Source organism: Sulfitobacter sp. EhC04 (assembly GCF_001650875.1).
Lineage (GTDB): Bacteria > Pseudomonadota > Alphaproteobacteria > Rhodobacterales > Rhodobacteraceae > Sulfitobacter.
Genome location: NZ_LXYI01000050.1, coordinates 1 through 23,882, shown reverse-complemented (window position 1 = coordinate 23,882; position 23,882 = coordinate 1). Strand labels below are relative to the sequence as shown.

Below are 23,882 nucleotides of genomic sequence, written 5' to 3'. Positions count from 1 at the left end.
CTATCCCGCCACTTCCGTGGCTCACTTTTGCACTGACGTTCTCATCTGGGTGAGACGTTGAACAAGACCGATGCAAACGATGCTGAGGGATTGGCCAAACTTGCCGAAACCGGCTTCTATAAGGCTGTTAGGGTCAAGTCGTTCGAAGCGATGCTGATCCGGTCATTGGTTGCAGCCCGCACGCAACTCCTGGCCATCACGACACAATTGACCAATCAGATCCGTGGTTTGATGAAGACTTTCGGTCTTGTCGTGCCCAAGAGCAAAGGCCGGGTGTTCATAGAAAAGGTTAACGATCTACTGGACGGACATATCGAGTTGAAAGGGATCATCTATCCGCTGCTCGAAGCTTGGCAAGCTGTCAGGGAGCGGGCGTCTACGCTCAGCCGCCAGCTCTTGTTGGCGGCGCGACAGTGCCAAAGCACGCGTTTGCTCATGACGATACCAGGCATCGGGGCGATCACAGCAGTTTCCTATGTGGCCGCTATCGAAGACCCGAGGAACTTTCCGAAGTCCCGATCTGTCGGCGCATGGCTTGGCCTCACCACACGCCGATACCAATCGGGAGAGATGGATTTTAACGGCCACATCTCTCGAAGGGGGGATCAACGATTGCGTGGGCTCCTCTACGAGGCTGCGACCTCGTTGCTTACGAGGACTCGAGCCGAAACGGTCAGTGATCTAAAAACCTGGGGGCTTCAATTGCGCGACCGCCTTGGCTTCAAGCGGGCGGCGGTCGCCGTTGCTCGCAAACTCGCCGTCATCATGCATTCCATGCTGAAGCATAAGCAGCCAGCTCGCAAGTTTAAGGCTCGGGATGACAGGTATTGATCGAGATTCCGTCGTAAAAATTGAATGTGGCCGACATCACTGTTGAGACTTGATCCTTAATCTTACAGATGCCTTCGGCCACCTGAGGCCGGTTACAGGGTAACCATGTTTTGACCAAAAGGGTACAGATCACGTCCGCAGACGAGGACGAAGCCGCGCATAGAGCTGAACACCAATTTGGTGTTCAAGTTCAACCACGATAGCAAACCTTTGGCGCAGCTCATCTGTTGCCCAGCCCCCCATACACCTGACGACAAGGTGATATTCATTGCCATAGTCCAAGGTGTCTTTGGTGAAGGTGATTGAGCCAGTTTGCAGCGTGTTGCCACCACGTTGCGTCTTGCTAGGCTTCAGATCACAATCGTATCTTGGCGGCATGTCAGGATGCGTACTTTCCTGTCCGGCATGGCTGCGGAAGAAATTTGAGATGTGATCAACAGGGCAACCGCGGATGAGTCGAAAATCCATCTTTGTGCCCAGATAGTCAGCGCGTGTTCTGCGCACCGGGGGATCATAGGCCAAAGAGATGCGGATGGTCCGCTTGCCACCGGTCTGAAATTCCACAGGAATAGGAATGCGGTAGATTGCGAACTTATCGATATCGAGTTGATCTTCGGCAAAGTAGATAACGCGATGATCATCCGAATAGACCGCTTTGACAGGATCGACCAAGCCGTTACCTACGACAGAAGCCGTTTCCAAGGCGTCCATCGCCTGAAGCCGCGTAGTCATTTCATCTGGAAAGGAAGCGGCACCTGCTAAGAGCGCGCGAACGAGATTGGCTGACGCTTCCGGGAAACGCTGCAGCAACAAGGCCGCCTTGCGTGCAAGAAGAGGGGTCGCAATCGAGGTCCCACTTGCGGACGTAAAGAGCTGCCGAACGAAGTCATGGTTGAGCGTGGTAATACCAGCTTCCGGCACAATGGGAGCCGATTGGAGCGACCGTGTGACCGCGCTAAACAGCATCGTACCGCCTAAATCAGAAAAATCGGGCTTCGTAATGCCCCCAGCTCCGGGACCGGCCCGGGTAAAGGGGGACGGCTCATTTGGGCCCGCCGTGATCGCACGCACATGTGCATCATCCCTGTGCTGTGCAGCAAGTCCGCTCCCATGAGAAAGCGAACCGACAGTCACTACGTTTGCGGCTCCTGAAGGCTCGAAAATGCGGTTGGCTTCTTCGAGAAGGTACTGAGGGTACTGAGTGACACCTTGCTCAACTACATTGCCACCACGGGGAGACCGGTTACCTGCTGACACAAACACCAGAACATCAAGCTCACGTGCAAGTTCGTCCAGTGTCATAGCCCAAGGTCCGACCCGTCCGCGCTCAAACCAAGATTTCTTGTCCCCAAGCGACAAGACAAAGATCCTGCAACCATACCGTTCGTTGAGACCCCGGAAGACCGTCCGCATTAGATTTGGCAGTGTTCGCCGGTCATAGAACTGCCCGTCGTCTGTGATAATTTTTGCGGAAACCAACCGCACTGACTTCCGAAGCTGCCCGCTTGCTATTTGGTCTCTCAGATCGCCAAAGACTGCCGCCCCACCGACTTTGGTCCCGTGACCCCAGATATCTGCTGCTGAAAGGCCTGTATCGAAAGTTTCAGATGCAATGAGGACATCTTCCAGCAGTGGATGCGCATTGATACCGCTGTCAAGCACAGCAACGATTGGCGCATCGGGTGACACTGGTTCAGCAGCGGGAAGGTCTTCAAGCGCCATTTCAACGACAGGCTGCGCCTCAAGATCTGGCTCGGGGGGGTGGTCGATTAGTGCGACCTCAGGCACAGACAATACCGGTCGCAGGGCTTGTCCTGGCGCTTGGACCCGCATGATGGTCAGGGACGGCCCCACGTAGGTGTCGAAAACCTCTCCGTTGCGGGCCTCAACAAAGGCCCCGATTTCTTCGGCCTTGCGGCGACGAGCCGGTGCACCTGCAAAGTCCCAAAGCTCAATGTCCACAAGATAGATTTCGTTGTCCTGAAAATCTGTAGCGCCGGTGAAGCCGCGCTCGAGCAGGCGGATGCCAAGCCGATCCCTTGGCTCAAGCGTGGATACGCTTTCGATCCGGTCAATAAACCCCGCAAAACTGCGGTCTTTTTGACCAGCGGGTTTTGGGCCCGCGTAAGCTGCAAGCTTTCTGCGGAATTCTGTCAGTTCCTCGGTTGAGGAAAACAGCACCAAGGTGTTATCATCGTCGCTTGAGAGCAAGCGAAGCCCAACACCTTCCCAGTCGTCCTCCATCGACATCCCATTCATCTCAACCTTGAGGATCAGGGACGGATCTACGAATTCTACCGGTCTTTGCAAGCGCTGCGTCTGGATCGCGTCGTCGACCTCAGCGCTTACCCCTGTCCCATGTCCTTGCGTTCTGCCCGGCTTGGGCGGAGGGCGACCGGTTTTGCGTCGATCAAGATTTTCTGGCAACCGAACAAGCGGCAAATGATCATACTGGGGCAAGGGTACTTACCGAGATTTAGGTGCCGAGCCGTTCAGTACGCTTTGCGCGACGTTTGGCATCATCAACGGCAATGTTGAAATGACGAAGAGACACAGTCTTAGCGCGTCCCAAAATTGAGAGCTTAATGGATTGGGTGCAAATCTTATCGAGTTCAGCGTAGGAATAGCCTTTGACCGTAGAGGCCTGTTCTGCCGGAACGAAGTCAGCTTTGACGTTTTTGAAAGCGTTGGTCAGAAACTTCCTTGTCATTCTCTCATCAGGTGCGTCAAACCAAACGACCTCATCAAACCGACGCCAGACAGCCGGGTCGAGAGATTGATCAAGGTTGGTCGCAGCCAACAAGAAACCGCTTGGTTGTATCTGATCAATGAAGAGAAGAAGACTATTCACAACGCGGCGCAACTCGCTGTGTTCCCCACCGTCGTCGCGTGACCGCGCAATCGCATCAAATTCGTCGAGAAACAGGACGCAGGGTTGACGGCGGGCAAACTCAAAAATCTTGCGAATGTTTGTGGCAGTCTCGCCAAGATAGGATGACATCAGACGATCAAGTTGCACAACAAAGAGAGGTAACCCCAGCTCATGTGCGAAGACCTCAGCACAAAGTGTCTTGCCGCAGCCAGGCGGTCCACAAAACAGAAGCTTTGAGCGCACAGGTAAACCATGCTGTTTGATCTGGTCGGATTTCCGGAATTCACGCAAAAGCCCAGTAAAAAGCCGTACGTTCTCTGTCGACATTAAGATGTCTTGCGCAGTCCGGTTTGGCTCAATGCGCTGAATAAACTCACTGGCTTCATCGGGAAAGGGGATGAGAGGGGCAAGCCCTTTGGCCGGAACGCTGTGCCCAAGATTCTCGAGCGTCTTTCTCAAGGTCCGTGCCAGGACGTTGTTTTTCTTCTTTTCTTCCTCACCGATGATCTGTTCGGCGACTGCACGAAACGCATCCTCTTGGCCATAACTGGCCAGAAGTTTTTTCATGAGTTCGCCGCGTGCCACCTGATTTTCTCCTCGTTTATGGGAAAATCTTAGCCCACACAGATACAAATGACCATAAAAACCTGACGGAATAGCTCTTACAAATGAGCCAGAATTGCGGCTGCATCAATGGCCGGATTATGCCCAAAGGTTTCAGCGTTTTCCATTGACTAAGTTTACCTTGATCTATCTGGCCCTGGATCAAATTAAACTTACTGCTCACCATTGTCTGCAACAGCCAAATCCAACTCTGGTAAGTCCCGCAGTGTCTCCAAATCGAACGTCACCAGAAACGTCTCAGTCGTGACAAATGTATGTGGCGCGCCCGCGCGTGGAGCCCTTGGTCCACTGGCAATCAGCTCCTTGAAGCGGAGCCGCGCGAGCAGATCGCGGCTCACGTCTTTGCCAAAGATGTCCTTCAGCCCTGCCCGATCAATCGGCTGATGATAGGCGATCGCGCAGAGCACGCCCATCTCCATCTCAGTGAAGGCCATCGACTGGTCGCCAAGGTCTGCCGCCGCCTTGATCACATCTGCAAACTGCGTCTTGGTCCGGAACATCCATCCTCCAGCAACCTGCGCCAGTTCATAAGGCCGACCAATCAACTCCGTCTTAATATCCTCAATCAGCATCTCAACCGAGGCCCCCTGCCCCACCACGCGTGCCAAGTCGTCATGGCCAACCGGCGTGCCACTGGCAAACAGAACCGCCTCGATCCGCCCCATCCATTCGCGCCAGCGCAGCTCTTGCGGCAGATCTTCAAGCTCACGGTCAAAGACGCCTTCGCGTCCGGCCTCCTTCGGTCTTGTGTGCTTTTGTTTGGCTTCGGAGGTTATGGCGGTGCGGGTCATCGCACAATCCCATACAGCCGGAACGTAGCCCGTCCAGTGAGCTCACGCGCGACGCCCAGTTCGACGAGCCGATCACAAAACCGGCGCGCAGCGCGATCGGTCATCGGAATGGTGCTGCCCTGGATTGTTGGTGACAGCATCATTGAAGGCCCAATCGCATCTTCAGTAAGGAACAACGCGACGGCCGCATCAGATCCTTTGGCGCGCAGCTTCGGAGCCGCGGCCTGCAGCAAAGTCGCCCGCGCTGCCAGATCGCGCGCCAAGCGGATCGTATCTTCGATAGACATCAACAGGCGCGCCTGAACTTTCAGATCCGCCCCCTGCCCTTCTTCAATCAGGTCGCGCAACATCTTTTTCGTAAGGTCTTGTGCCGTGACAGGCAGCAGTGACATCCAGTTCAATGCCCGCGCAAGGACAATATCCGAGAGCAGACAGGCGATCTGCTCCGCCCGATCATCCATTTCCAGAACCGCGCGCATCACGGCAATACATCCCGCCAACGGTCCATGGGATTTTGCGCAATCGGCACCAACCCCTATCACCCTCAAGACATCATCGGCAAACGCCGCGCCAACCAAGCTTTGCACACCGTCGTGCCAGTCCCGCCCCGTCAATTTGAGACGCGCCGCATCTCGCCAAAACGCCAAGATATCACCATCGGGGCCGCGTGCCTCTCCGGGCGGTGCCAAGTGGTAAGCGTCGCGGATATCAGCCTCTCGGGCAAGACGGCCTTCGAGTTTAGACGTCGCCGTGGCCGCTCGTAGTGCAAGCTGGTTGGCCAGCAGTTTAAGAGGCACGCCTTGGGACGGATCGCTGACCAGTTGATTTAATACCGTGAGCGCTGCTCCAGACCGAAATGCCACAGTTTCAAGGGTTTCGGCACGTCCAGAGGTGACCCAGCCCGGCAGCTTGGGTAGAGTGTTCACGTCGTCAGAGACAGTTGCGGGCTGATAGGTCATGCCGAGACACTAACTCGCCACGGCGCTTAATTCCAGTAAATACCACTCAAACCGCCCCACCTTACAGCTCTTTGATATGTCCAATAATGTTGCATTATCGGACGTAAAAATGATATGCTCAAAAACATGGGTAGTCTCACAAATAACAGCACCAAAATCGCGGGTTCTTGCGGGTCTGAGTCTGAGATTTCGAACTCAGCACCCCATACCGTGCCAACCAGTGACGAGCGCGACGAGAGAACCTCTCGGGACGGAGCCTCAATCGCTCTGCCCGCCCATGTGGTCAGCTCCGGCGCGCTCGACCGGCTGATCGATACCGCCCGCGACTACGCCGAGGCCTCGACGGCTGGGAATACGAACAAGGCCTACGCCGCCGACTGGAAACACTTCACCCGCTGGTGCCGGCTGAAAGGCATAGAACCTCTGCCCCCCTCGTCCGAGATGGTTGGACTTTATGTAGCTGATCTTGCTGCACCAGCCGAGAAGGCCCCTGCCCTTTCGGTCTCCACGATCGAGCGCCGTCTCTCGGGGCTTGCCTGGAACTACAGGCAGCGCGGGTTCACTCTTGATCGCAAGGACCGGCACATCGCCACAGTTCTGGCCGGGATCAAACGCAAGCATGCGCGCCCGCCGGTCCAGAAGGAGGCGATCTTGCCTGAGGACATCCAGGCCATGGTGGCCACCCTTCCTTTCGATCTCCGCGGGCTTCGAGACCGGGCGATCTTGCTTCTGGGCTATGCGGGCGGTCTGCGCCGGTCCGAGATTGTCAGCCTGGACCACGGCAAGGACGATGCCCCCGACAGCGGCGGCTGGCTCGAGATCTTCGACAAAGGCGCGCTGCTGACGCTTAACGCCAAGACCGGGTGGCGCGAGGTTGAGGTCGGGCGCGGCTCAAGCGACCAGACCTGTCCCGTCCACGCACTTGAGCAATGGCTACACTTCGGACGCATCGACTTTGGGCCGGTCTTCGTGCGCATCTCCCGGGATGGCAAAAGCGCCCTCGAGGCGCGCCTCTCCGATAAGCACGTCGCGCGACTGATCAAAGCGACCGTTCTAAAAAGCGGCGTCAGGTCCGATCTGCCGGACGCCAAACGGCTGGCAATGTTCTCCGGCCATTCCTTACGCGCCGGGCTCGCCTCGTCGGCAGAGGTTGATGAGCGCTATGTTCAAAAGCAACTCGGACATGCGTCGGCCGAGATGACCCGGCGCTATCAGCGCAGGCGCGACAGGTTCCGAGTGAACCTAACCAAAGCCGCAGGGCTGTGATGCCCAGGATTCTTGACGTATTTGGTGAAGCGCTAAGATGAAATTCCAGCGCTTCAGTTTCAGCTTACTGCATCAATTGAAATCGGGAACTAAACGCGACACCACAGGTCGTCCTCAGACGTCTCTTCAAGCCCCTCCGCATTCACAAGAGGATCGTAAAAAATATCATACTGCATAGATACTTGAGTCTTCATGTATGCAAAATACCGCACTTTTGCATTTTACCAAAGTGTTTTGTCAGAGTGCGCCTGCACACCTTATATAGCACGGGCGCGCGATGGTCTGCGAGAGCTCGCTGATCGCGCTCAGCGTATGGAAACCAAGGGTTCTCTGCTGAGCAGCGCCACAGTGCACGCCCTTGCATTCGTTTTCAAACGGTCGTTTATTGATGGTATATGAAACTGCAAACGGCCTTTTTTGATGCCCCTGATTGGTTATGCGCGCGTATCTACCGAGGATCAGACCCCCCTGCCCCAGTCGCAGGCCCTGAAATCCGCGGGTTGCGCCGAGATCCATGAAGAACAGGCCTCAGGCGGCAATCGTGCGCGGCCGGTGCTTGCGCGGGTGTTAGAACGCATAGGTAAGGGCGACACGCTGGTTGTCGTGCGTATTGACCGTCTTGCCCGCTCATTATCGCATCTGCTGGAGGTGATCGAGCGACTGGAGGCCAAGGGTGCTTTCTTTCGTTCCATTCAGGACCCGATCGACACCGGATCCCCGCAAGGCAAGTTCACGTTGCAGGTTCTGGGCGCCGCGGCCGAGTTCGAGCGGGCGCTGATCCGGGAACGTACCAAGGCGGGGCTGGCGAGCGCCCGTACCAAGGGCCGGGTCGGCGGGAACCCTGGACTGCGGGCAAAAGACCCTGCTGCCCTTCGCAAAGTGCAGCTGGCGCGACAAGACGGCTACATGGAGCGTCTGAACGAGACGGCACAAGATTGGGTGCCCCATGTGCGCCGGTTGCGACCCGACTTGGCCTGGGAAGACGTAGTGCGCATCATCAACGGCCCCTTGCCCGAGGCGCGTCGCTGGACCCAAAGCCGTCTCTTGCGCGCTGTGAAGGCATATGTCCGCGACGGCTTCCTGCCGGCCGAGGTGCTGGCCCGCGCCGGGCGTCGCGAAACCGACGACCGTCTGCCCGCCATCGTCGCCGGAATCAAGGGCGCGGACCCCGACATCACGCTTCAGGCGATCTGCACCCGGCTGCAGGCGATGCGCGAACGCACGCCGCGCGGGCGGACAAGCTGGCAGCCTTCGTCGGTGAAGATGCTGCTGGAGCGGGCCGAGAGGCTGGGGTTGCTCGACTGAGATCCCGGAGAATCGTCCATCCGATTCTGCCGACTGATTTCTGTACGCACTCACAATACATCTTGTGGTCACTTCGCAGCTGGCAACGAGGTGTTGAAGTAGAGTGAGAGCGCAGTCGCCCAAGACGCTGATTTTTAACAGTTTACCGTCGACAGAAATGGGTGCCTTCAACGCCCCCAGGCCGCTCAACGGTTTGGTCTGGATTTATCCACAATATCTGTTAAGCTTTGCAAAACAATAAAGACTTGAGGGCAGTGATGAACGGGATACGGGCCTCCCAGAGATTTGAAGTCATGTCCAAGCGGCTTGGTAGTCGGTTGCGTGAACATGCGCAGGAAACCTTCCCACCGGACGCTCAGAAGGGTCTCCGCCGCTTCGCCATGCGGGAAGCGGCTGAACTTCTTCGCATTAATCAGAATACCTTCCGCCATCATGTGTCAAACCTCGAAGGCTTCCCCGAAGGTGTTCTGGAGGGCGGCAACCGCCGTAGCTTCTCTGCAGAGGAGATGGTCGAGGCACAACGCGTACTTCTCGAGACTGGAAGGATCAAGCCAGAAGAACACCCGCACAGAAGACCGGGAGAGGCTTGTCAGGTCTTGACGATTTTCAACCTGAAAGGTGGTTCGGCAAAGACGTCATCTGTTGCCCATGTAGGACAACTACTGGGTCTCCGCGGATACCGGGTCTTGCTGATCGACCTCGACAGCCAGGCAAGTCTGACGAACCTGTTCGGGGTAACTCCCGAGCTTGATCCGGATATGCCAACTTCATACGATCTTATCCGATCCGACGATCCATTGCCCGCAGCAGAGATCATTCGCAAAACGAACTTCCCGACCGTGGATCTGATCCCGGCATCCATGGACATCATGGAATACGAGTTTGAGGTCGCCTTGAGCTTCAGACACGGCGCCACCACGTTCCATAGCCGCATCCGGGAAGCACTTGAGCCCGTCCTCAACCGATATGATGTGGTGATATTTGACACCCCACCGCAGCTGAACTTCTCTGTGATCTCTGCCCTCTTTGCATCGACCGGGGTCCTGATCCCGCTCAACGCGTCGATGCTCGATGTCATGTCGCTGGCGAGCTTTCTGGGCATGGCTAGCAACCTGATGGGCGTCGTAGAGGCACACGCCCCGGAACATGGACTGAACTTCGTGCGAGTTCTGATCACCCGTTACGAAAATACGGATGGTCCGCAGGTGCAGATTTCATCTCTGCTTCGGACAGTCCTCGGGGATGCCGTATTGTCTGCCGAGTTTCTGAAATCAACAGCCGTGGGTGATGCTGCGAACACCCAGCAGAGCATCTTTGAGGTCGAACCTCGCGATGTGAACCGCAGAACTTACGAGCGCGCGATCGAGTCCGTCTCGCGCGTGACCGACGAAGTCGAACGCGAAATCCTGAAAGCATGGGGGCGTAGCCATGGCGCGTAAGGTCTTCGGGGACTCACTCAAGAACGCGATGGGCAAAACGCCGCCTTCGGACGAGGATCTGGATGTGAAGCGAACGAGCCCGACAGTAGCTCGCGCACAAGCATCTGTGCTCGAAGAGGATAAACACGCCACGCGGCTGATCGACCCGACCGCCATACGGATGTCCGCGGTCATGGACCGCATCGATCCAAGCGATGGTCTGGATGAGCTTGTCTCGTCGATCCGCGAGCACGGTCAAAAGGTTCCAGTGCTGGTTCGCCGAACCGAGGACGGTGCGCTTGAGATCGTCTATGGACGCCGTCGGCTTCTCGCTTGTCGCCAACTTGGTCAAAAAGTGCGCGCTACGGTCATGGAGATGACCGACGAGGAAGCTCTCATTGCCCAAGGCGTAGAGAATAATGCGCGCCAAGATCCATCGTTCATCGAAAGGGCTCTGTTTGTCGCCGGGATCATTCGAGAACTTGGGAAAACCGACGAAACGCGCAAGAACGCTCAAACGATCGCGTATCGGGCACTTCAGATCGATGAATCGCTCGTCTCGCGGATGAACCGTATCGCTACGGGCATCCCGATGGAACTAATCCAGGCTATCGGACCTGCACACGGCGTTGGTCGACGGGTTTGGGAAAAGCTTTTCAGGCTGTGCGAGAAAGACGTCGCGAGAGCCCGAGAAGTTGCCGGCGAAATCCCTCGCAACGTACCGGGCCCCGACCGTCTCGAAGCGGCGGTTACCTTGCTGACAGCGACCAAATCGTCGACGCAGAAGACACGTCCCAGTGAGCGCGTGAAGATCGGCCGAAAAGGCAACCGCATCACCATCGATGTGGACGCGGATCTTGTCCCTCGTGTTGAGGAGGCAGTCCGGAAGCTGGTCACAGAGCTTCTTGACCGCGGTCAAGACAGGCCAGAGTGACGACCCCGTGTCTTGACCGCGGTCAAGACATCAAAAGAAACGAGCAGAGAACGAAAGGAGGACCGGCTAGAAAAAGAAAGACCCCCCGAAAGCGATGCTTCCGAAGGGCCTCAATCAGTCTCGACACCTGATTGATACCCCCAAAACGAATCGATTTCAACACCGCTCGCGGTGAACGGGGAAGCTTTTTCTTCCGAAACACCATGAGACATGCAACTGAAACAACAACCGCCCTGGCGGAACGGACATCTTTGCCCTGCCCTAACCCCTACGAGCTTCTGGGCCCGGTTCGCGTACTGAGGAAGGAGCTCGGTCTCACAACCAATGACCTCGCCGTTCTGACCGCGCTCATTAGCTTCCTACCCCGCAACGAACGTGAGATTCAGGACAGCCAGCGACTTACGCTCACTGTCGTGTTCCCATCGAACGCTTCTCTCTCAGAGCGCGCCAATGGACTCGATGAGAGAACACTTCGACGCAGCCTGGGACGCCTCTCAGCTGCTGAACTGATCGAACGCAAGAACTCAGCAAATGGCAAACGCTTTCCGCTGAGGTATGGAGGCGTTATCAGAGATGCCTTCGGTATCGACCTGAAACCCTTGATACAGAGGTACGGCTCGCTCGCGACACAAGCCTTGCAACTCACCGAAGAACGCGAGCGCTTGCGCTCACTGAAGGCTGAGGCGTTGGCCCTACGTGCTTCGCTACTCCAACAGACACGCTTCGATGAAGCAAAGCTCTCAACCCTCAACATGATCAGAAATGTCCTGCGTCGAGCAACACTAACCGTTGATGCAGTCCTGAGCGTTATCTCGGAACTTAGAGCCCTCGGAGCCGATACCGACGCAAGCTACGGTGAACACCATGCCGCAGCAAAAGCTAGTTCCGAAGATAATTTACAAGCTATCGAACACCAACCTTATGCACCAGAATCCAACGATCTGCCCGCCACAAACGGACAAAATGTCCGGCACATAGAGTCTATAAAAAAAGATATTAAAAAGATTGCTCCCTCTACGGTCAATCGCGGTGAACAAACCGCAAAAACCAAACCGACGATGAACCGAGACCCAGCACGCATGGCATGGGAAGATTTCACCCATGTTGCGGGATTTTTCCCAGAACCGCCGCGTACAGGAGAAGCCCTCACCCGCATTCTATACGACCTCGGTCGATTGCTTAGAATAAGCCAAGACGAACTGCGGCATGGGATCCAGAAAGCTGGCGCGGGAAAACTGCTTCTCGTCTTCGACTACCTGATAGCAAGAGCAGACACGATCAAACACCCTGACGCCTATTTCGAAAGAATCCTACGCACACAACTTGCTCCCACATGAACTTCTTGACCGCGGTCAAGAACAACCGCGAGAGGGAAAGGAGTGTTGGTTTGAGGGTGACGGGAAGTGAGATCGGGAGAGTGGCTTCCGGCGCCCGTCGTGGAGAAGATCTGATGACCAAAGCTGTCCAGAAAATCACCATGTCCCCTTCACGGGATATCCCTTTCGACAAGCTGGTGCTGAGCCAGTCCAATGTGCGGCGCATCAAGGCTGGCGTGTCCGTCGAGGAACTGGCCGAAGACATTGGCCGCCGCGGCCTCTTGCAGAGCCTGAGCGTGCGGCCCGTCTTGGCTAACGATGGTACCGAGACCGGCAAGTTCGAGATACCGGCCGGGGGCCGCCGGTTCCAGGCATTGTCCTTGATGGTGAAGCAAAAGCGGTTGGCGAAGACGACGCCCATTCCTTGCATCGTGCGCGATGCTGCGTCCGACATCCTGGCCGAGGACGATTCCCTTGCAGAAAACATGCAGCGCGTCGCCCTGCACCCGCTCGATCAGTTCCGCGCGTTTGTGGCGCTGCGGGACAAGGGTCAGAGCGACGCAGAGATTGCTGCCGCCTTCTTCGTGACGCCGCAGATCGTGAAGCAGCGCCTGAAACTCGCTTCCGTCGCCCCTACCCTGCTTGAGATCTACGCCGAGGATGGCATGACGCTGGAGCAGCTTATGGCCTTCACCGTGAACCCCGATCACGCGCGTCAGGTTCAGGTCTGGGATGTGATCCATTCATCCTGGAACAAGGAGCCATTCCAAATCCGGCGCATGCTGACCGAGACCTCGGTCCGGGCGTCTGACCGACGCGCAGTCTTTGTGGGTGTTGATGCCTATGAAGCGGCGGGCGGCACGATGCTGCATGACCTGTTCCAAGGCGATGATGGAGGTTGGCTCGAAGACCCTGCCCTGCTCGATCGGCTGGTGACGGAAAAACTCCAGGCCGAGGCAGAGACGGTTGCAGTTGAGGGCTGGAAGTGGATCGAGGTCGCACTCGACCTGCCCTACGGCTACAGCCACGGCCTGCGGTCCCTGTCCGGCGATCCGGCACCGATGACGGATGACGAAGGCGCGGCCCATGCCAAGCTTCTCGCCGAGTACCGGGCGCTGGAAGAAGAATACGCAGGTCAGGATGATATCCCTGAAGAGATCGATGCGCGGCTTGGCGTGTTGGAAACGGAGATGGAAAAGATCGAGACCCGGCCGTTGATCTTCGACGCGGAGGAGATCGGGCGGGCAGGGGCGTTCGTCACGCTCGACCGCTACGGCGCTCTGGCAGTCTATCGCGGCTATGTGCGTCCACAGGATGAGCCCGTTGACGAGACCGCGGTCCAGGATGGTGCTGATCCTGCGCTGGCGGGGCAGGGGGCTGATCGTGATTTCACCGATGGCCATGGCAGTGCCGTTCATGGCGGAACCGTCATCACGTCGGGTGGCCAGCTGATCGGAGCAGACTTGCCGGAGGATGAGGACGACGGGGCATTGAAGCCACTGCCCGAGCGGTTGGTCATGGAGTTGACGGCCCACCGGACGCTGGCGCTGCGTGAAGCGATCGGGCGCTCGCCGGATGTCGCGCTGACGCTGCTGCTGCTGAAGCTGGTGACGGACACCTTCCGCACCTCCTCTGCTTCGGGCAGCTGTCTCGAGGCATCCGTGCGTCAGGTCTATATGTCGGCGCAGGCGCCCGATCTGAAGGACAGCGTGGTGGCAAAGCTGGTCGACGAGCGTCACGCGGAATGGGAAGCCGATCTGCCGCTTGGCGATGATGCAGCACTCTGGGACTATCTGACGGTCCTCGACCAGGGCAGTCGGCTGGCCTTGCTGGCGCATTGCCTCAGCTTCGGCGTCAATGCGCTGCATGAGAAGGTGAACCCATACGGGGCAGGCATCTCCGCAGGCGGACTGACCCGTCGTATGGCGCATGCCGATCTCGTGGCGCGCGCGACAGGTCTCGATATGGTGGAGGCGGGATGGGAGCCAACGGTGGACACCTATCTCAACCGCGTGCCCAAGGCCCGCATCCTCGAGGCCGTGCGCGAGGCGAAAGGGGAGGGGACTGCCCAACTCCTCGATCACCTGAAGAAAGGCGAGATGGCCAGTGAGGCCGAGCGCTTGCTGAAGGGCAGCGGCTGGTTGCCCGAGGTCCTGCGCCGGAACGATCTCGTGGCGCTGGACGATGAGGACCGTGCCGAAGGGCAGGGGGGGGATGCCGAAGTGGCTGACAGTGTCAGTGAAGCTGACCTTCCTGCATTCCTGACGGATGACCTGCCTGCTCAAGGCGCGTCGATGCTGGCCGCGGAATAACGTGATCTGGCAGGGGGCGGGTATTCCGCCCCCAATCACCCTATAACATAACAATATCAATAAGATGAGTTCGATTACTCGCATTCGGAATGAGGAATCATGTCTGCAACAACCATCATCGACACAGCCCCCCTCGGGGCGCTCATTCGCTACACCGACGGCAGCCCCAAGCCACCGGCACGCTTCACCAAGAAGCTGGCGGCCTGGGAGCGCTCGAACGGTGTAGGCCGTCTCGTGAAGAAGGAGCCGCCCCGGGCCTATCCGACCTGGACGGCTCCCGCGTCGTTCACGCTGCATGAGGGCAACTTCTCCTCGGACGGGGTGATCCTCGTGACCATCATGCGCAGCCATTCTGTTGACAGCGCCCTCGTCTTCGAGGTGGCCGAGGACCCGAAGCCCGGGCAGGTGCGCGTGCTTCTCGACTTCGGCGGCAACACGGAGCTGCTGCATCTGGCGGAATCCATGACTGCGGCCGAGCTTTGGATCGCCAAGGAAGGATACCGCAATGCGCGACTTGAAATCGTCGCCGATGAAGATGGCGAAAGGGCAGGGGGCGCGGACCTGGCCGCCTGAGCCCAACTGAAACCGAGGGGCCCGCCCAAGCGCGGGCCTCTCATCCATCACAACCTTGTCTCGCGATGTCGCGGGGCGCCAAAGGAGCCATCCCCAAGGAAGGACGTCTTCAACCAAGATCTAGGCCGGGAGGTTGGAGGCAAAAGCATCAGCGGGACAACCGGCTCCAGTCGTCAGGGCACTATCCCCCGCTCGCCATTCCCTTCCTTGCCCCGAATCCCGTCTTCGAGATCAACCCACGAGGGGTCGGACTACGGGCAAGCCCGTGCCGCCGGGCGGATTCGGAGCAAGTCCGAACGCACCCGGTGATGTCAGCCAGTATTCGGGCCTGCGGGGTCCTGTCGCGCGGGGGATGGTCCCCCGCCTCCAAGACAGGAGCCAAACAGATGTCCCGCAAAGATGCACACGCCTTCGCCGCCTCCCTCGCCGCCACGCTCATGGTCTCGATCGTCGTCTTCCAGGCAGGGGATGGAACCTTCGGCGCCGTCCCCGCCGATGAAATCGACGGGGACGAGGTCGTGATCGTCTCGGAGTACGATCCCTTCGGGTGAGGCTTTGGCCTCACTTCCCGAGGGCCCGGGCACGGCGCAGGAGCGCCTCCGGGCCTATCGGCGACCAAGTGATCGGCGATGCCGATCTGAAGAACGCCGGTGTGCCACCCTGGCGCAGATCGTGGTGCGCACAGGCCGCTGGGAGCCGACCTTCACCGCGAAGCGCACGAATGGCAGCGCAAAGCAGCGGGCTGACATTGCAACCATCGAAGCATCGGGAAAATTTCACTTGCCTTTAAGAAACACAACATCGTATGATGTAGAAAATCTTAAAGGGGCTGAGCATTGCCGTCATTCAACACCGTGATCGTCTCCACGCTGGTGGACGTTGAAACCCGCCTTGAGGACTTTGGCGTCACTCGCCAGCAGATCATGGCTATCGGACAAACCGCCCGCGCCTATGCGGACGACGCCAGCCCCTCCATGCCGCTCAACGCGGCTGGAATGTTGTCTTACATTCACGGCGTTGGCGAACTCCGCCAGCAGCTTGTCGGTCCTGACTACGTGCCGGACAGAACTTGCGGCATTGAAGCGGTTGTAAAACGTGATCGCACTGTCCGCATTGGCTTCCAGAACGTTGACAAATGCTGTGTCAATATGCCGCCTCTGCCACGCTCCGAAAAGGGTAGCGGCGCGGAAAGCCTTTCTGGACCCGATTTGTTCGTCAACGCAGGTATGAAACCCGGCCCCCTCACCGCCGTATTGAAGGACGGTATCCGTACCTACTATGTCATGGTTGGCCTTGATGGCAGTGTGGAACTGTCTTGTCCCGTGATCGAAAAGGGTAAGTTTGTTCACTGGATGGAACGGATATACATCTATTCGCCTGACAGCGACTGGGAGGCAGACCCGCAAACCGATACCGGCCCCATTGAAGACTTCGACATCACCGTTTCCTTCAAACACTAATGTTCAACGCAGATCGTCTCAAAACAGCCCGCGAACGGCGGATGCTGACAGCGAAGGGACTCGCAGAGCGCGTAGGCGTGTCTGCGGTCACTCTCTCAAAGTATGAAAACGGGCATCCGCCCGATGAAGCGACAGCGAAGCGCCTCGCGTTCGCGCTTTCCTATCCAATTGATTTCTTTTACCGGGAAGCGCCAGAGCGTATTGATACCGACGCCGTTAGCTTCCGCAGTCTGTCGCGTATGAAGGCCAAAGAGCGCCGAGCTGCAGAAGCAGCGGGATCGTTGGGAATCGAGCTTTACGAGTGGATCGACTCCCGCTTCAACCTGCCCGCAGCCGACCTTATCGACCTGAGCAAAGAGCGCAGCCGCCCGCATGTCGCCGCCCGCCTTCTGCGCCAGCATTGGGGCATAGGCGACAGGCCTATAGGAAACGTTCTCAAGCTGATCGAGTCAAAGGGTATTCGCGTCCTTTCCCTGTCGGAAGCGACCAAGCATGTTGACGCTTTCTCGTTTTGGCGCGGGGAACATCCCTATGTTTTCTTGAACCAAGAGAAGACGGCGGAACGGTCCATCTTTGATACGGCACATGAGCTTGGACACCTTGTCTTGCATCACCACGCAGGGTCGAAAGCCGACAAAGAGGCAGAGACGCAGGCCGACAGATTTGCATCGGCATTCCTCATGCCCGAAAACGACATGATGGACTATGCGCACCTTTTCACAGTTGGGCAGATCATTTCGGCCAAGAAGCGTTGGAAGGTATCGGCCATGGCCTTGGCATACCGCCTCAATTCTCTGGGCTATATCAGCGAATGGAACTACCGTTCTTTGCTGATCGAGCTTGGGAAGCGAGGCTATCGAAGCGGCGAGCCAGACGGAATCGAGCGTGAGGTTTCGACCGTGCTCGCAAAGGTCTTGGCCGCTCTTTGGTCAAAGGGCATGACTAAGGACGACATCGCCAAAGACCTTGGGATTCCTTTGGGGGAAATCGAGGCCCTTATTTTCCGACTGTCGCCAGATCAACGGGCCGTTAATGAGCCGCACAAACCGGCGCTGCGAGTGGTGAAGTAGCACTGCAAAGCCGGATCCATGAAAGTGTGACGATCACCCGATTCGGCAGTTAATTGTCCGCTCTGTCCAGCCCTGTCATTTCCCGATGCTGTATAGAAAGGCGGTTCAGGGTCGATCGCGTCGCCCACATCCTCAACTTATGGCTAGGTGTCACATCCCGTGAGGTAGTATGGGCGCTTTGAGAACAGCTCTGGCTTGAGCTTGTGCCAGCCTTTCATCGCCTGCAACGGCGTCTTGCTGCCCAGGGCTGATTGCGGGAGTTGCTGGTTGTAGAGCCAGACATAGCGGTGCAGCGTCGCCTCCAGTTCCTCGCCGGAGCGGAAATGGTGGCTCTGCAGGACCTCCTCGATGCGGCCGTTGAACCGTTCGACCATGCCGTTGGTCTGCGGCGACTTCGGCGGGGTGAGGCGATGCTCAATGTCCAGGGCTGCACAGAGTTTGTCGAACTCGTGCTCTCCCGTCGCGGCGCGCTTGCGCAGGCCGAAGAGACGATCTGTGAATTCCTTGCCGTTGTCGGTCAAGACCGTGCGGATGCGCATCGGGCAGGCCCGTTCGAGGTCGCGTAGAAACCGCCGGGCATTGGCCGCGGTCTTCGCCGGGTAGATGCGGACGAACACCCAGCGGGTGGCGCGGTCGATCGCCACGAACAGATAGCGGCGTGAGGTTTCGTCAGCCATTTGAGGCAGATACTTCACATCGACATGCAGGTAGCCCGGCTCATAGGCCTTGAACGACTTGTGCTTCGGCTGCGGCGCCTTGGCATTCAGATCGCGCAGGTTGCCGACCCCGTGCCGGCGCAGGCAGCGGTCGAGACCCGAGCGCGAGGCGTGCGGATTGAGGAACTCGCGGACCACGGCCAGAAGATCGTCCAGGGAAAGCAGAAGCGTGGTCCTGAGCGCCACCGCAACGGCCTCCTGCGCCGGCGTCAGCGTCGTCTGCAGGTGATGCGGGGTATGGCTGCGGTCTTCCACCGTTTCACGGTGCCGCCACTTGTAGATCGTCTGCTCGGTGGTGCCGTAGCGCTCGGCCAAGACCCAAGCAGGTTCCTCGCTGGCCTGGATCGCCGCCCTGATCTTCGGCGTCGTCGTTGCCTGGGCATGCAATCGGATCAACATGGCGGCACTCCGTCTTGAACGTCCCTCAGAACCGATCTTGCCATGAACAGGGCAGAGCGGCGAGGGTCTATGTGATCATCCGGGATGGAACAGCTAGGTCACTTGCGGTGCTACCCGCCGCCAGCGCGTCCACGAACCACTGCGGTTTGCGTCCCCGGCCTGACCAAGTGAGCGCCGGGTTCTCAGGATGCCGGTATTTCGCCGCGACAGGCGTACGGGAGGTTTTCGCCTCGTTGCCGACAAGTTCGGCCAGAGAGTAGCCCAACTCCCGGGCGAGAGCTTCCACCTTGGCGCGGGCTTCCGCCTTCTGCCGATCCTCATAGCTGGAGATCGCCCTGGCGATGTCCTTCTGCATTTTCTTCAGCTCGGGAAGCGACAACGCCTCGAGATCGTAATCAGCCATTGATGCGGTCCGTGTCCTGAATGTTCCGGTATCGATAGCCCGCCGCGGCATGGTCCCGCAACTCCCGTAGGCAGGGGGGCAGGTGACGAGGGTTGGTTGGACCATAATCTTGGCCGCTAGTGGGGTGCTGGGCTTGGGTTCAGGCAGTCCCGATTGGCAGGATGACAGGGTCTGGCATGGGCTCCCCGCGCCTCTCTGACTTCTGGGCCATCCCTTCGACTGACAATCCCCTAATCCCGTTCGGTCTCCTGCGCGCAACCCCGCGTCAGCCCGGGCCGTGTTGGCCGCCTATGGCGTCCTGCCCGCTCCACCCCGGTCCTTTGGGGGTTTCCGGTGTCCATGCTGTCCACCGTGCACGCATCACCCGACGGGCTTTTTCCGGGTCTTGTCGAAGGGACGGTCCCGAAGACAGGAAACACAGGAGCTAATCATGCAAAACATCGTCATCCTCGCCGGCAACATCGGTCAAAAACCCGAAACCCGCACCACCCAGGGCGGCACCAACATCACCAACTTCAGCCTTGCCACCTCACGCCCCCGCCTCTCGGAGGGTCGCGTCCTGCGCGACGAGAACGGCTACCGGATCATGGACACGGAATGGCACCGCATCACCTGCTTCAACGGTCTCGGCAAGACGGTCGCCGAGCACTGCGAAAAGGGCATGAAGGTCCTCGTCCATGGCCGCATCCACTACAGCAAGTGGATCGACAGCATGGGCAACGACCGCTACGGCTGCGAGATCATCGCCGAGAAGGTCGACTTCCTGAGCCGCCCGAAGTCGGCTGAGAACGAAAACCCCGAGCTGGTCGACCGCGACGACGAGATCCCGTTCTGAGAACGGGGTCTCCCCCTCGGGCCCGGCGGGGTAACCCGCCGGGTTCGGCCAAGTTCAAGATTGAATAACAAACTTCACGTCTGTTCCAAACTGTAGGTCACCGGCACGGCAAAGTGCCTTCAGCGCGCGCAATAGGTCTTCTTGGCCGATATTCTTGCTGATCCACCAACCGGAAGTCGTCTGCTTGGTTGGGAGCCTTTTATTGCCAGGATGGACAGCCTCGGGTTTGCGCGCGACGTAATGTCTGGATCGGGCACTCATATCTGCGAGTCTCTCTAGGGCCTCAGGCGCAATTTCGGCGGTCAAGTCTACGATTGCGGCAAAGACATCGGGGAGCGTGCGACCTCTGATACATTCGCCAAGATATTCAGCTTTGTACTTGTGGTGGCGCGGCCCGTTTAAGAGCTTCGACTGCGTGCCAGTTTCTATGGTCGCCACCTTAGTGTTTTTTGCGATGCTCGCGGATAGGCTTGCCGTGAGATCCTTATCAAGACTGTCCCGCATCTTGAGCATTGCGTCGACAAGATGCACGGGCAGCCTAACCAATACGGTCGGTTCTTGTGCTGCAAGTATCATGAGTGCCTCCAAGACTTGCGGTTTCTACGACGCGGGCGCATCGTGGTGTGATAGAGGGTGATTAGCGTCTCTCCCTCGACGATTACTTGGCTTCCACGCAGCCGCTCGAGTTGCTGAATTTCTTGTTTGCGTTTTCGGATGGCGCGGGCGGCATCCTTATCAGTCAGAAGGAAAGCATCATCTGCGACCCGCGTTCCGACACGGAAGACCAAGTCGACGTCCTCATCTTTATACCCACGCTGGCGCATCCGCGTTTCGGCGTGACGTGTTAGGGAAAGTTCAGTCATCGCTATCCTCCTCGTTCTTTATGACATCGACAGCCTTTTTGGCCGGTTCCATCGACAAGAGGTCATCCAGGTTCAGGTCTGTGATCGCTTCCTTTCGTTCGCGCTCGAGTTCAAGAAGCTTGTCGTGAGCAAAGGTGCGCGTGCGTTCCAACCCGATTTCGTCCTTGAGCTCCTGAATCCATGCACTGTCCTCCGGATCCATAGACTCAAGCTCATGATTGATCAGATGCTCGGTTTCACCCAAGAGCTCCCAAGCACGAATACCGCCAGCAAACACCAAGGCTGCTTTCTTTGTGGGGATGTCTCGCGCCAGAACCTCACCAATGGTCACGCCGACTTCATCAATCTTGAACCGCACGATCGAGTAGCGGTCGCCATCCTTGACCACCTTGGGCCGAGTAGCGTCGCGCTTAGCGTCCTTGAGCTGTCGAAAGTACTTGTTAGAGTAGTGGGCAGCCAGCGTGGCGCGCTTAGCGTAGTCCGGAAAAGAGCCGCTTTTCATCCAGCCGGCGACTGTGGACTCGCCAACACCCAGAAACTCGCCAAAAGCCTTCTGGCTGAGAAAAGCATCCCGGACAAACTGAACCATTTCTTTCTCGCCAAGCGCATCGTCGGCGATTTTCGCGATTGTGCGGTACGAGCTACCTGGCACTTCGTCATCCGAACCCGCCATCAACTCCTTGTGCTCATCAAACCACTTCATAAGGTAGCCTTCTCTAAATTTTGAAGTTCCGTCATAGCGAACTTCATCTGATGATGTTCATATGACGTCGATCTGCGACCTGTCAAGCCCGTACCGGCAATTTTCGCAGTTTTTATCCTCTGAGGTTCGTTTTTTGCGTATGATTGGCTTTTGTGTCGAGCAAAGCGAAGCACCGGGCTGGACAAGTGCTGAATATGAAGTACGCCGGCGGCCACCTTCATGCTCAAACATGGTGATTTTCAGCAGTGGACCCGCTTTTTGTGCTCCATCATTGTAGAGAGTAAGAGGAGTGCCGGATTCCCGGTGACGGGTTTAGGGCTGGGAGAGTGGCTCCCGGCGCCTGTCACGGGAGATAGCCGATGGGCGTTGTAGAAGTTCTGGATCCGGTGCAGCCGACGCGGGCTGGTGGCTGGAAAGTGGATGCAAGCCGGGGTGAGCGGAACGGGCGGGTGTCGTCCGAATGGTTCAACCGGCCCGATGACGAGCGGTATCTGTCGCTCGACGATCTCTGGGCCAATGTGAAGGGCCGGTCGGAACGCAGCCGCAGCCGGGTGGTACAGACGGCGGATATCCGGGTCGAGGCTGCGCGCGACAACCCCGAGCGGTTGCACCTGATGCTGCCGAAGGCACAAGAACCGGTCGCGCCCACGCATTGGGCGTTCGGCCAGCTTGCCAGCATCGTCGGCGCCCCGGCCTCCTACCTGCGGCAGTTGCCCGCGCCGCTGGCGGGGATCAACCTGCAATACGGTCTGACCAACCACCGTGCCGAGCAGGTGAAGACTTTCGAGACGGAAGACGGCCGCACGGAACTGCGCGCCGTGACCGGCCCCGACTATGGCCGCATCCATGACCACGAGTTGGTCGAGGCGGTGCAGCGCATCGCGGGCAATGGCACCGGCGACACGCGCTGGAAGGTGCCGGGCGTGCTCGATTGGTCGACCGGGGTCTACAACCCCGATGTCGAGATCAGCCGCGACACGACCACGCTCTATGCCTCGGACCGCGACGTCTTCCTGTTCCTGGTCGACGATCGCAACCCGATCGAAGCGGGCAAGCTGCCGGACGGCTCCCCCGATCTCTACTTCCGGGGCTTCTACTGCTGGAACTCCGAAGTTGGTGCCAAGACCCTCGGCATGGCGAGCTTCTACCTGCGGGCGGTGTGTCAAAACAGGAATCTGTGGGGCGTCGAGGATTTCCAGGAGATCCGCATCCGGCATTCGAAATACGCCGCCTCGCGCTTTGCCCATGAGGCGGCCCCGGCGCTGACGCGCTTCGCCAATTCCTCGCCGCAGGGGTTCGTGAATGGCATCAAGGCCGCGCGGCAGCAGATCGTGGCGCGCAGCGATGAGGATCGCGCGGATTTCCTGCGCAAGCGGGGCTTCTCGAAGGCGGAGTCCGGCAAGATCATCGAGAAAGTGCTGATGGAAGAGGGCCGCCCGCCCGAGAGTATCTTCGACTTCGTGCAGGGCATCACGCGGCTTGCGCGCGACAAGACCCAGCAGGATGCGCGCCTCGAAATGGAAGGGCGCGCGAAGAAGCTCCTCGACCGGCTCGGCTGACAGAGCCCCCACGCAGCGATCGCCCGACACCGGGGCGGTCGCTGTAGCCTTTTTCTCAACATGCACGCCGCTGGCCATGCCCCGAAAGGGCAGGGGGCTTCGGTGTGCGGATTTCAGCGAGACCCCCATGACCCCCCAGGAAGAAACCGTCATTCTCGAGGCCCGCGATATCCTCGGCCGTTACCTTAGCCAGAACCCGGTGATCGGGAGCTGGCAAGCGCTGATGGACTATTGCGCTTTGACCGTCCGAGGTCCCATCGAGCGATTCCATGTCCTCTATCTCGACCGCAAGAACCGCATCATCGCCGATAAGCTATTGTCGACCGGCACAGTCGATCATGTCCCGGTCTATCCGCGCGAGGTGATTAAGAGAGCCCTGATGCTGAACGCCAGCGCCCTGATCCTGATCCACAACCACCCGTCGGGCGATCCGACGCCGTCCGAGGCCGATCTCAGCATGACCAAGGAGATCCAGAAGGGCTGCAAGTATCTCGGCCTGACGCTGCATGACCACGTCATCGTGGGTGCCGGGACGGAGCTAAGCCTGCGGGGTCTCGGCAAACTCTGATGCTGTGGCCAGATCCATCACCGTCGCCCCTTCGAGGAAGAGGGTGGCGGTTTGGTCTTTGACGGATGAGGCGGGGAGAGTGGCTTCCCGCGCCGTTGGAGATAT

The 23,882-nt window shown here is 58.3% G+C and carries 22 protein-coding genes and 1 pseudogene; 14 read left to right on the top strand and 9 right to left on the bottom strand.

The window, feature by feature from the left end; genetic code table 11:
• Positions 1-36 precede the first annotated feature (36 nt).
• Positions 37-831: pseudogene (locus tag A8B82_RS19740) on the top strand (IS110 family transposase); the annotation flags it as partial.
• A gap of 129 nt (positions 832-960) precedes the next feature.
• Here A8B82_RS19740 and A8B82_RS19735 read toward each other — a convergent pair.
• From A8B82_RS19735 to A8B82_RS19720, 4 genes are all read right to left on the bottom strand, one after another.
• Entirely contained in the window at positions 961-3,291 is a 2,331-nt protein-coding gene (locus A8B82_RS19735) for a S8 family peptidase (protein WP_235602401.1), read from the bottom strand.
• A gap of 16 nt (positions 3,292-3,307) precedes the next feature.
• Positions 3,308-4,288, bottom strand: coding sequence for an AAA family ATPase (locus tag A8B82_RS19730; RefSeq protein ID WP_064224187.1), 981 nt, complete (start codon positions 4,286-4,288; stop codon positions 3,308-3,310).
• 191 nt (positions 4,289-4,479) lie between these two features.
• The gene (gene scpB, locus A8B82_RS19725) at positions 4,480-4,992 is read right to left on the bottom strand and encodes an SMC-Scp complex subunit ScpB (protein ID WP_235602403.1); all 513 of its coding nucleotides are present in this window, start codon (positions 4,990-4,992) and stop codon (positions 4,480-4,482) included.
• A 122-nt stretch (positions 4,993-5,114) separates the two neighbouring features.
• Positions 5,115-6,077 (bottom strand): DUF1403 family protein, encoded by a 963-nt coding sequence (locus A8B82_RS19720; protein ID WP_064224186.1) that lies wholly within the window; start codon positions 6,075-6,077, stop codon positions 5,115-5,117.
• A 126-nt stretch (positions 6,078-6,203) separates the two neighbouring features.
• On the opposite strand from A8B82_RS19720, the gene A8B82_RS19715 reads away from it, so the two are divergent.
• From A8B82_RS19715 to A8B82_RS19675, 10 genes are all read left to right on the top strand, one after another.
• Complete coding sequence (locus A8B82_RS19715) at positions 6,204-7,343, top strand: tyrosine-type recombinase/integrase (RefSeq protein WP_235604741.1); 1,140 nt, start codon at positions 6,204-6,206, stop codon at positions 7,341-7,343.
• A gap of 420 nt (positions 7,344-7,763) precedes the next feature.
• A complete protein-coding gene (locus A8B82_RS19710; RefSeq protein ID WP_067296458.1) occupies positions 7,764-8,648 on the top strand; it encodes a recombinase family protein in 885 nt (294 codons plus the stop codon).
• A 293-nt stretch (positions 8,649-8,941) separates the two neighbouring features.
• Positions 8,942-10,087: a plasmid partitioning protein RepA gene (gene repA, locus A8B82_RS19705; RefSeq protein ID WP_161489483.1), complete on the top strand. Its 1,146-nt coding sequence runs from the start codon at positions 8,942-8,944 to the stop codon at positions 10,085-10,087.
• Positions 10,077-11,000, top strand: a complete 924-nt coding sequence (locus tag A8B82_RS19700; protein WP_067296451.1) for a ParB/RepB/Spo0J family partition protein — start codon at positions 10,077-10,079, stop codon at positions 10,998-11,000. The genes repA and A8B82_RS19700 overlap by 11 nt, the downstream gene beginning before the upstream one ends.
• 203 nt (positions 11,001-11,203) lie before the next feature.
• On the top strand, positions 11,204-12,337 hold the full coding sequence (locus A8B82_RS19695) for a helix-turn-helix domain-containing protein (protein ID WP_067296449.1): 1,134 nt from the start codon (positions 11,204-11,206) through the stop codon (positions 12,335-12,337).
• Between the two features lie 113 nt (positions 12,338-12,450).
• Positions 12,451-14,628 carry a ParB/RepB/Spo0J family partition protein gene (locus A8B82_RS19690; RefSeq protein WP_067296447.1) on the top strand — a complete coding sequence of 726 codons (2,178 nt, stop codon included), beginning with the start codon at positions 12,451-12,453 and terminating at the stop codon, positions 14,626-14,628.
• A 99-nt stretch (positions 14,629-14,727) separates the two neighbouring features.
• Positions 14,728-15,201 carry a hypothetical protein gene (locus A8B82_RS19685; RefSeq protein WP_067296444.1) on the top strand — a complete coding sequence of 158 codons (474 nt, stop codon included), beginning with the start codon at positions 14,728-14,730 and terminating at the stop codon, positions 15,199-15,201.
• A 386-nt stretch (positions 15,202-15,587) separates the two neighbouring features.
• A complete protein-coding gene (locus A8B82_RS24385; RefSeq protein WP_007803240.1) occupies positions 15,588-15,752 on the top strand; it encodes a hypothetical protein in 165 nt (54 codons plus the stop codon).
• A gap of 285 nt (positions 15,753-16,037) precedes the next feature.
• A complete protein-coding gene (locus A8B82_RS19680; RefSeq protein WP_067296441.1) occupies positions 16,038-16,661 on the top strand; it encodes a hypothetical protein in 624 nt (207 codons plus the stop codon).
• On the top strand, positions 16,661-17,731 hold the full coding sequence (locus tag A8B82_RS19675; RefSeq protein ID WP_067296439.1) for a helix-turn-helix domain-containing protein: 1,071 nt from the start codon (positions 16,661-16,663) through the stop codon (positions 17,729-17,731). The genes A8B82_RS19680 and A8B82_RS19675 overlap by 1 nt, the downstream gene beginning before the upstream one ends.
• Before the next feature lie 143 nt (positions 17,732-17,874).
• Here the strand turns inward: A8B82_RS19675 and A8B82_RS19670 are convergent, their stop codons facing one another.
• Together A8B82_RS19670 and A8B82_RS19665 are read right to left on the bottom strand one after the other, a co-directional pair.
• Positions 17,875-18,846: an IS481 family transposase gene (locus A8B82_RS19670; protein ID WP_067296433.1), complete on the bottom strand. Its 972-nt coding sequence runs from the start codon at positions 18,844-18,846 to the stop codon at positions 17,875-17,877.
• Between the two features lie 67 nt (positions 18,847-18,913).
• A complete protein-coding gene (locus A8B82_RS19665) occupies positions 18,914-19,249 on the bottom strand; it encodes an H-NS histone family protein (RefSeq protein WP_067296431.1) in 336 nt (111 codons plus the stop codon).
• 430 nt (positions 19,250-19,679) lie between these two features.
• Here A8B82_RS19665 and A8B82_RS19660 point away from each other — a divergent pair, with 430 nt between their 5' ends.
• The gene (locus tag A8B82_RS19660; RefSeq protein ID WP_009827211.1) at positions 19,680-20,084 is read left to right on the top strand and encodes a single-stranded DNA-binding protein; all 405 of its coding nucleotides are present in this window, start codon (positions 19,680-19,682) and stop codon (positions 20,082-20,084) included.
• Between the two features lie 54 nt (positions 20,085-20,138).
• Here the strand turns inward: A8B82_RS19660 and A8B82_RS19655 are convergent, their stop codons facing one another.
• Genes A8B82_RS19655 through A8B82_RS19645 form a run of 3 tightly spaced genes read right to left on the bottom strand, consistent with a single transcriptional unit; the run spans position 20,139 to position 21,650 of the window.
• The gene (locus tag A8B82_RS19655) at positions 20,139-20,660 is read right to left on the bottom strand and encodes a hypothetical protein (RefSeq protein ID WP_067296430.1); all 522 of its coding nucleotides are present in this window, start codon (positions 20,658-20,660) and stop codon (positions 20,139-20,141) included.
• Positions 20,657-20,947, bottom strand: coding sequence for a hypothetical protein (locus A8B82_RS19650; RefSeq protein WP_067296428.1), 291 nt, complete (start codon positions 20,945-20,947; stop codon positions 20,657-20,659). The genes A8B82_RS19655 and A8B82_RS19650 overlap by 4 nt, the downstream gene beginning before the upstream one ends.
• Entirely contained in the window at positions 20,940-21,650 is a 711-nt protein-coding gene (locus A8B82_RS19645; RefSeq protein ID WP_067296426.1) for a hypothetical protein, read from the bottom strand. The genes A8B82_RS19650 and A8B82_RS19645 overlap by 8 nt, the downstream gene beginning before the upstream one ends.
• 359 nt (positions 21,651-22,009) lie before the next feature.
• On the opposite strand from A8B82_RS19645, the gene A8B82_RS19640 reads away from it, so the two are divergent.
• Together A8B82_RS19640 and A8B82_RS19635 are read left to right on the top strand one after the other, a co-directional pair.
• A complete protein-coding gene (locus A8B82_RS19640) occupies positions 22,010-23,209 on the top strand; it encodes a DUF932 domain-containing protein (RefSeq protein WP_067296424.1) in 1,200 nt (399 codons plus the stop codon).
• Positions 23,210-23,336: 127 nt separating this feature from the next.
• Complete coding sequence (locus tag A8B82_RS19635) at positions 23,337-23,777, top strand: JAB domain-containing protein (protein ID WP_067296421.1); 441 nt, start codon at positions 23,337-23,339, stop codon at positions 23,775-23,777.
• Positions 23,778-23,882 lie beyond the last annotated feature (105 nt).

Bases quoted from the DNA above. Each gene is read 5' to 3' on its own strand.
- A8B82_RS19670 (WP_067296433.1), bottom strand. From the start codon at position 18,846: ATGTTGATCCGATTGCATGCCCAGGCAACGACGACGCCGAAGATCAGG.
- A8B82_RS19640 (WP_067296424.1), top strand. From the start codon at position 22,010: ATGGGCGTTGTAGAAGTTCTGGATCCGGTGCAGCCGACGCGGGCTGGT.
- A8B82_RS19700 (WP_067296451.1), top strand. From the start codon at position 10,077: ATGGCGCGTAAGGTCTTCGGGGACTCACTCAAGAACGCGATGGGCAAA.
- A8B82_RS19675 (WP_067296439.1), top strand. From the start codon at position 16,661: ATGTTCAACGCAGATCGTCTCAAAACAGCCCGCGAACGGCGGATGCTG.
- scpB (WP_235602403.1), bottom strand. From the start codon at position 4,992: ATGGGGCGGATCGAGGCGGTTCTGTTTGCCAGTGGCACGCCGGTTGGC.
- A8B82_RS24385 (WP_007803240.1), top strand. From the start codon at position 15,588: ATGTCCCGCAAAGATGCACACGCCTTCGCCGCCTCCCTCGCCGCCACG.
- A8B82_RS19715 (WP_235604741.1), top strand. From the start codon at position 6,204: ATGGGTAGTCTCACAAATAACAGCACCAAAATCGCGGGTTCTTGCGGG.
- A8B82_RS19710 (WP_067296458.1), top strand. From the start codon at position 7,764: ATGCCCCTGATTGGTTATGCGCGCGTATCTACCGAGGATCAGACCCCC.
- A8B82_RS19635 (WP_067296421.1), top strand. From the start codon at position 23,337: ATGACCCCCCAGGAAGAAACCGTCATTCTCGAGGCCCGCGATATCCTC.
- A8B82_RS19695 (WP_067296449.1), top strand. From the start codon at position 11,204: ATGAGACATGCAACTGAAACAACAACCGCCCTGGCGGAACGGACATCT.
- A8B82_RS19655 (WP_067296430.1), bottom strand. From the start codon at position 20,660: ATGATACTTGCAGCACAAGAACCGACCGTATTGGTTAGGCTGCCCGTG.
- repA (WP_161489483.1), top strand. From the start codon at position 8,942: ATGTCCAAGCGGCTTGGTAGTCGGTTGCGTGAACATGCGCAGGAAACC.
- A8B82_RS19660 (WP_009827211.1), top strand. From the start codon at position 19,680: ATGCAAAACATCGTCATCCTCGCCGGCAACATCGGTCAAAAACCCGAA.
- A8B82_RS19650 (WP_067296428.1), bottom strand. From the start codon at position 20,947: ATGACTGAACTTTCCCTAACACGTCACGCCGAAACGCGGATGCGCCAG.
- A8B82_RS19690 (WP_067296447.1), top strand. From the start codon at position 12,451: ATGACCAAAGCTGTCCAGAAAATCACCATGTCCCCTTCACGGGATATC.
- A8B82_RS19645 (WP_067296426.1), bottom strand. From the start codon at position 21,650: ATGAAGTGGTTTGATGAGCACAAGGAGTTGATGGCGGGTTCGGATGAC.
- A8B82_RS19720 (WP_064224186.1), bottom strand. From the start codon at position 6,077: ATGACCTATCAGCCCGCAACTGTCTCTGACGACGTGAACACTCTACCC.
- A8B82_RS19665 (WP_067296431.1), bottom strand. From the start codon at position 19,249: ATGGCTGATTACGATCTCGAGGCGTTGTCGCTTCCCGAGCTGAAGAAA.
- A8B82_RS19685 (WP_067296444.1), top strand. From the start codon at position 14,728: ATGTCTGCAACAACCATCATCGACACAGCCCCCCTCGGGGCGCTCATT.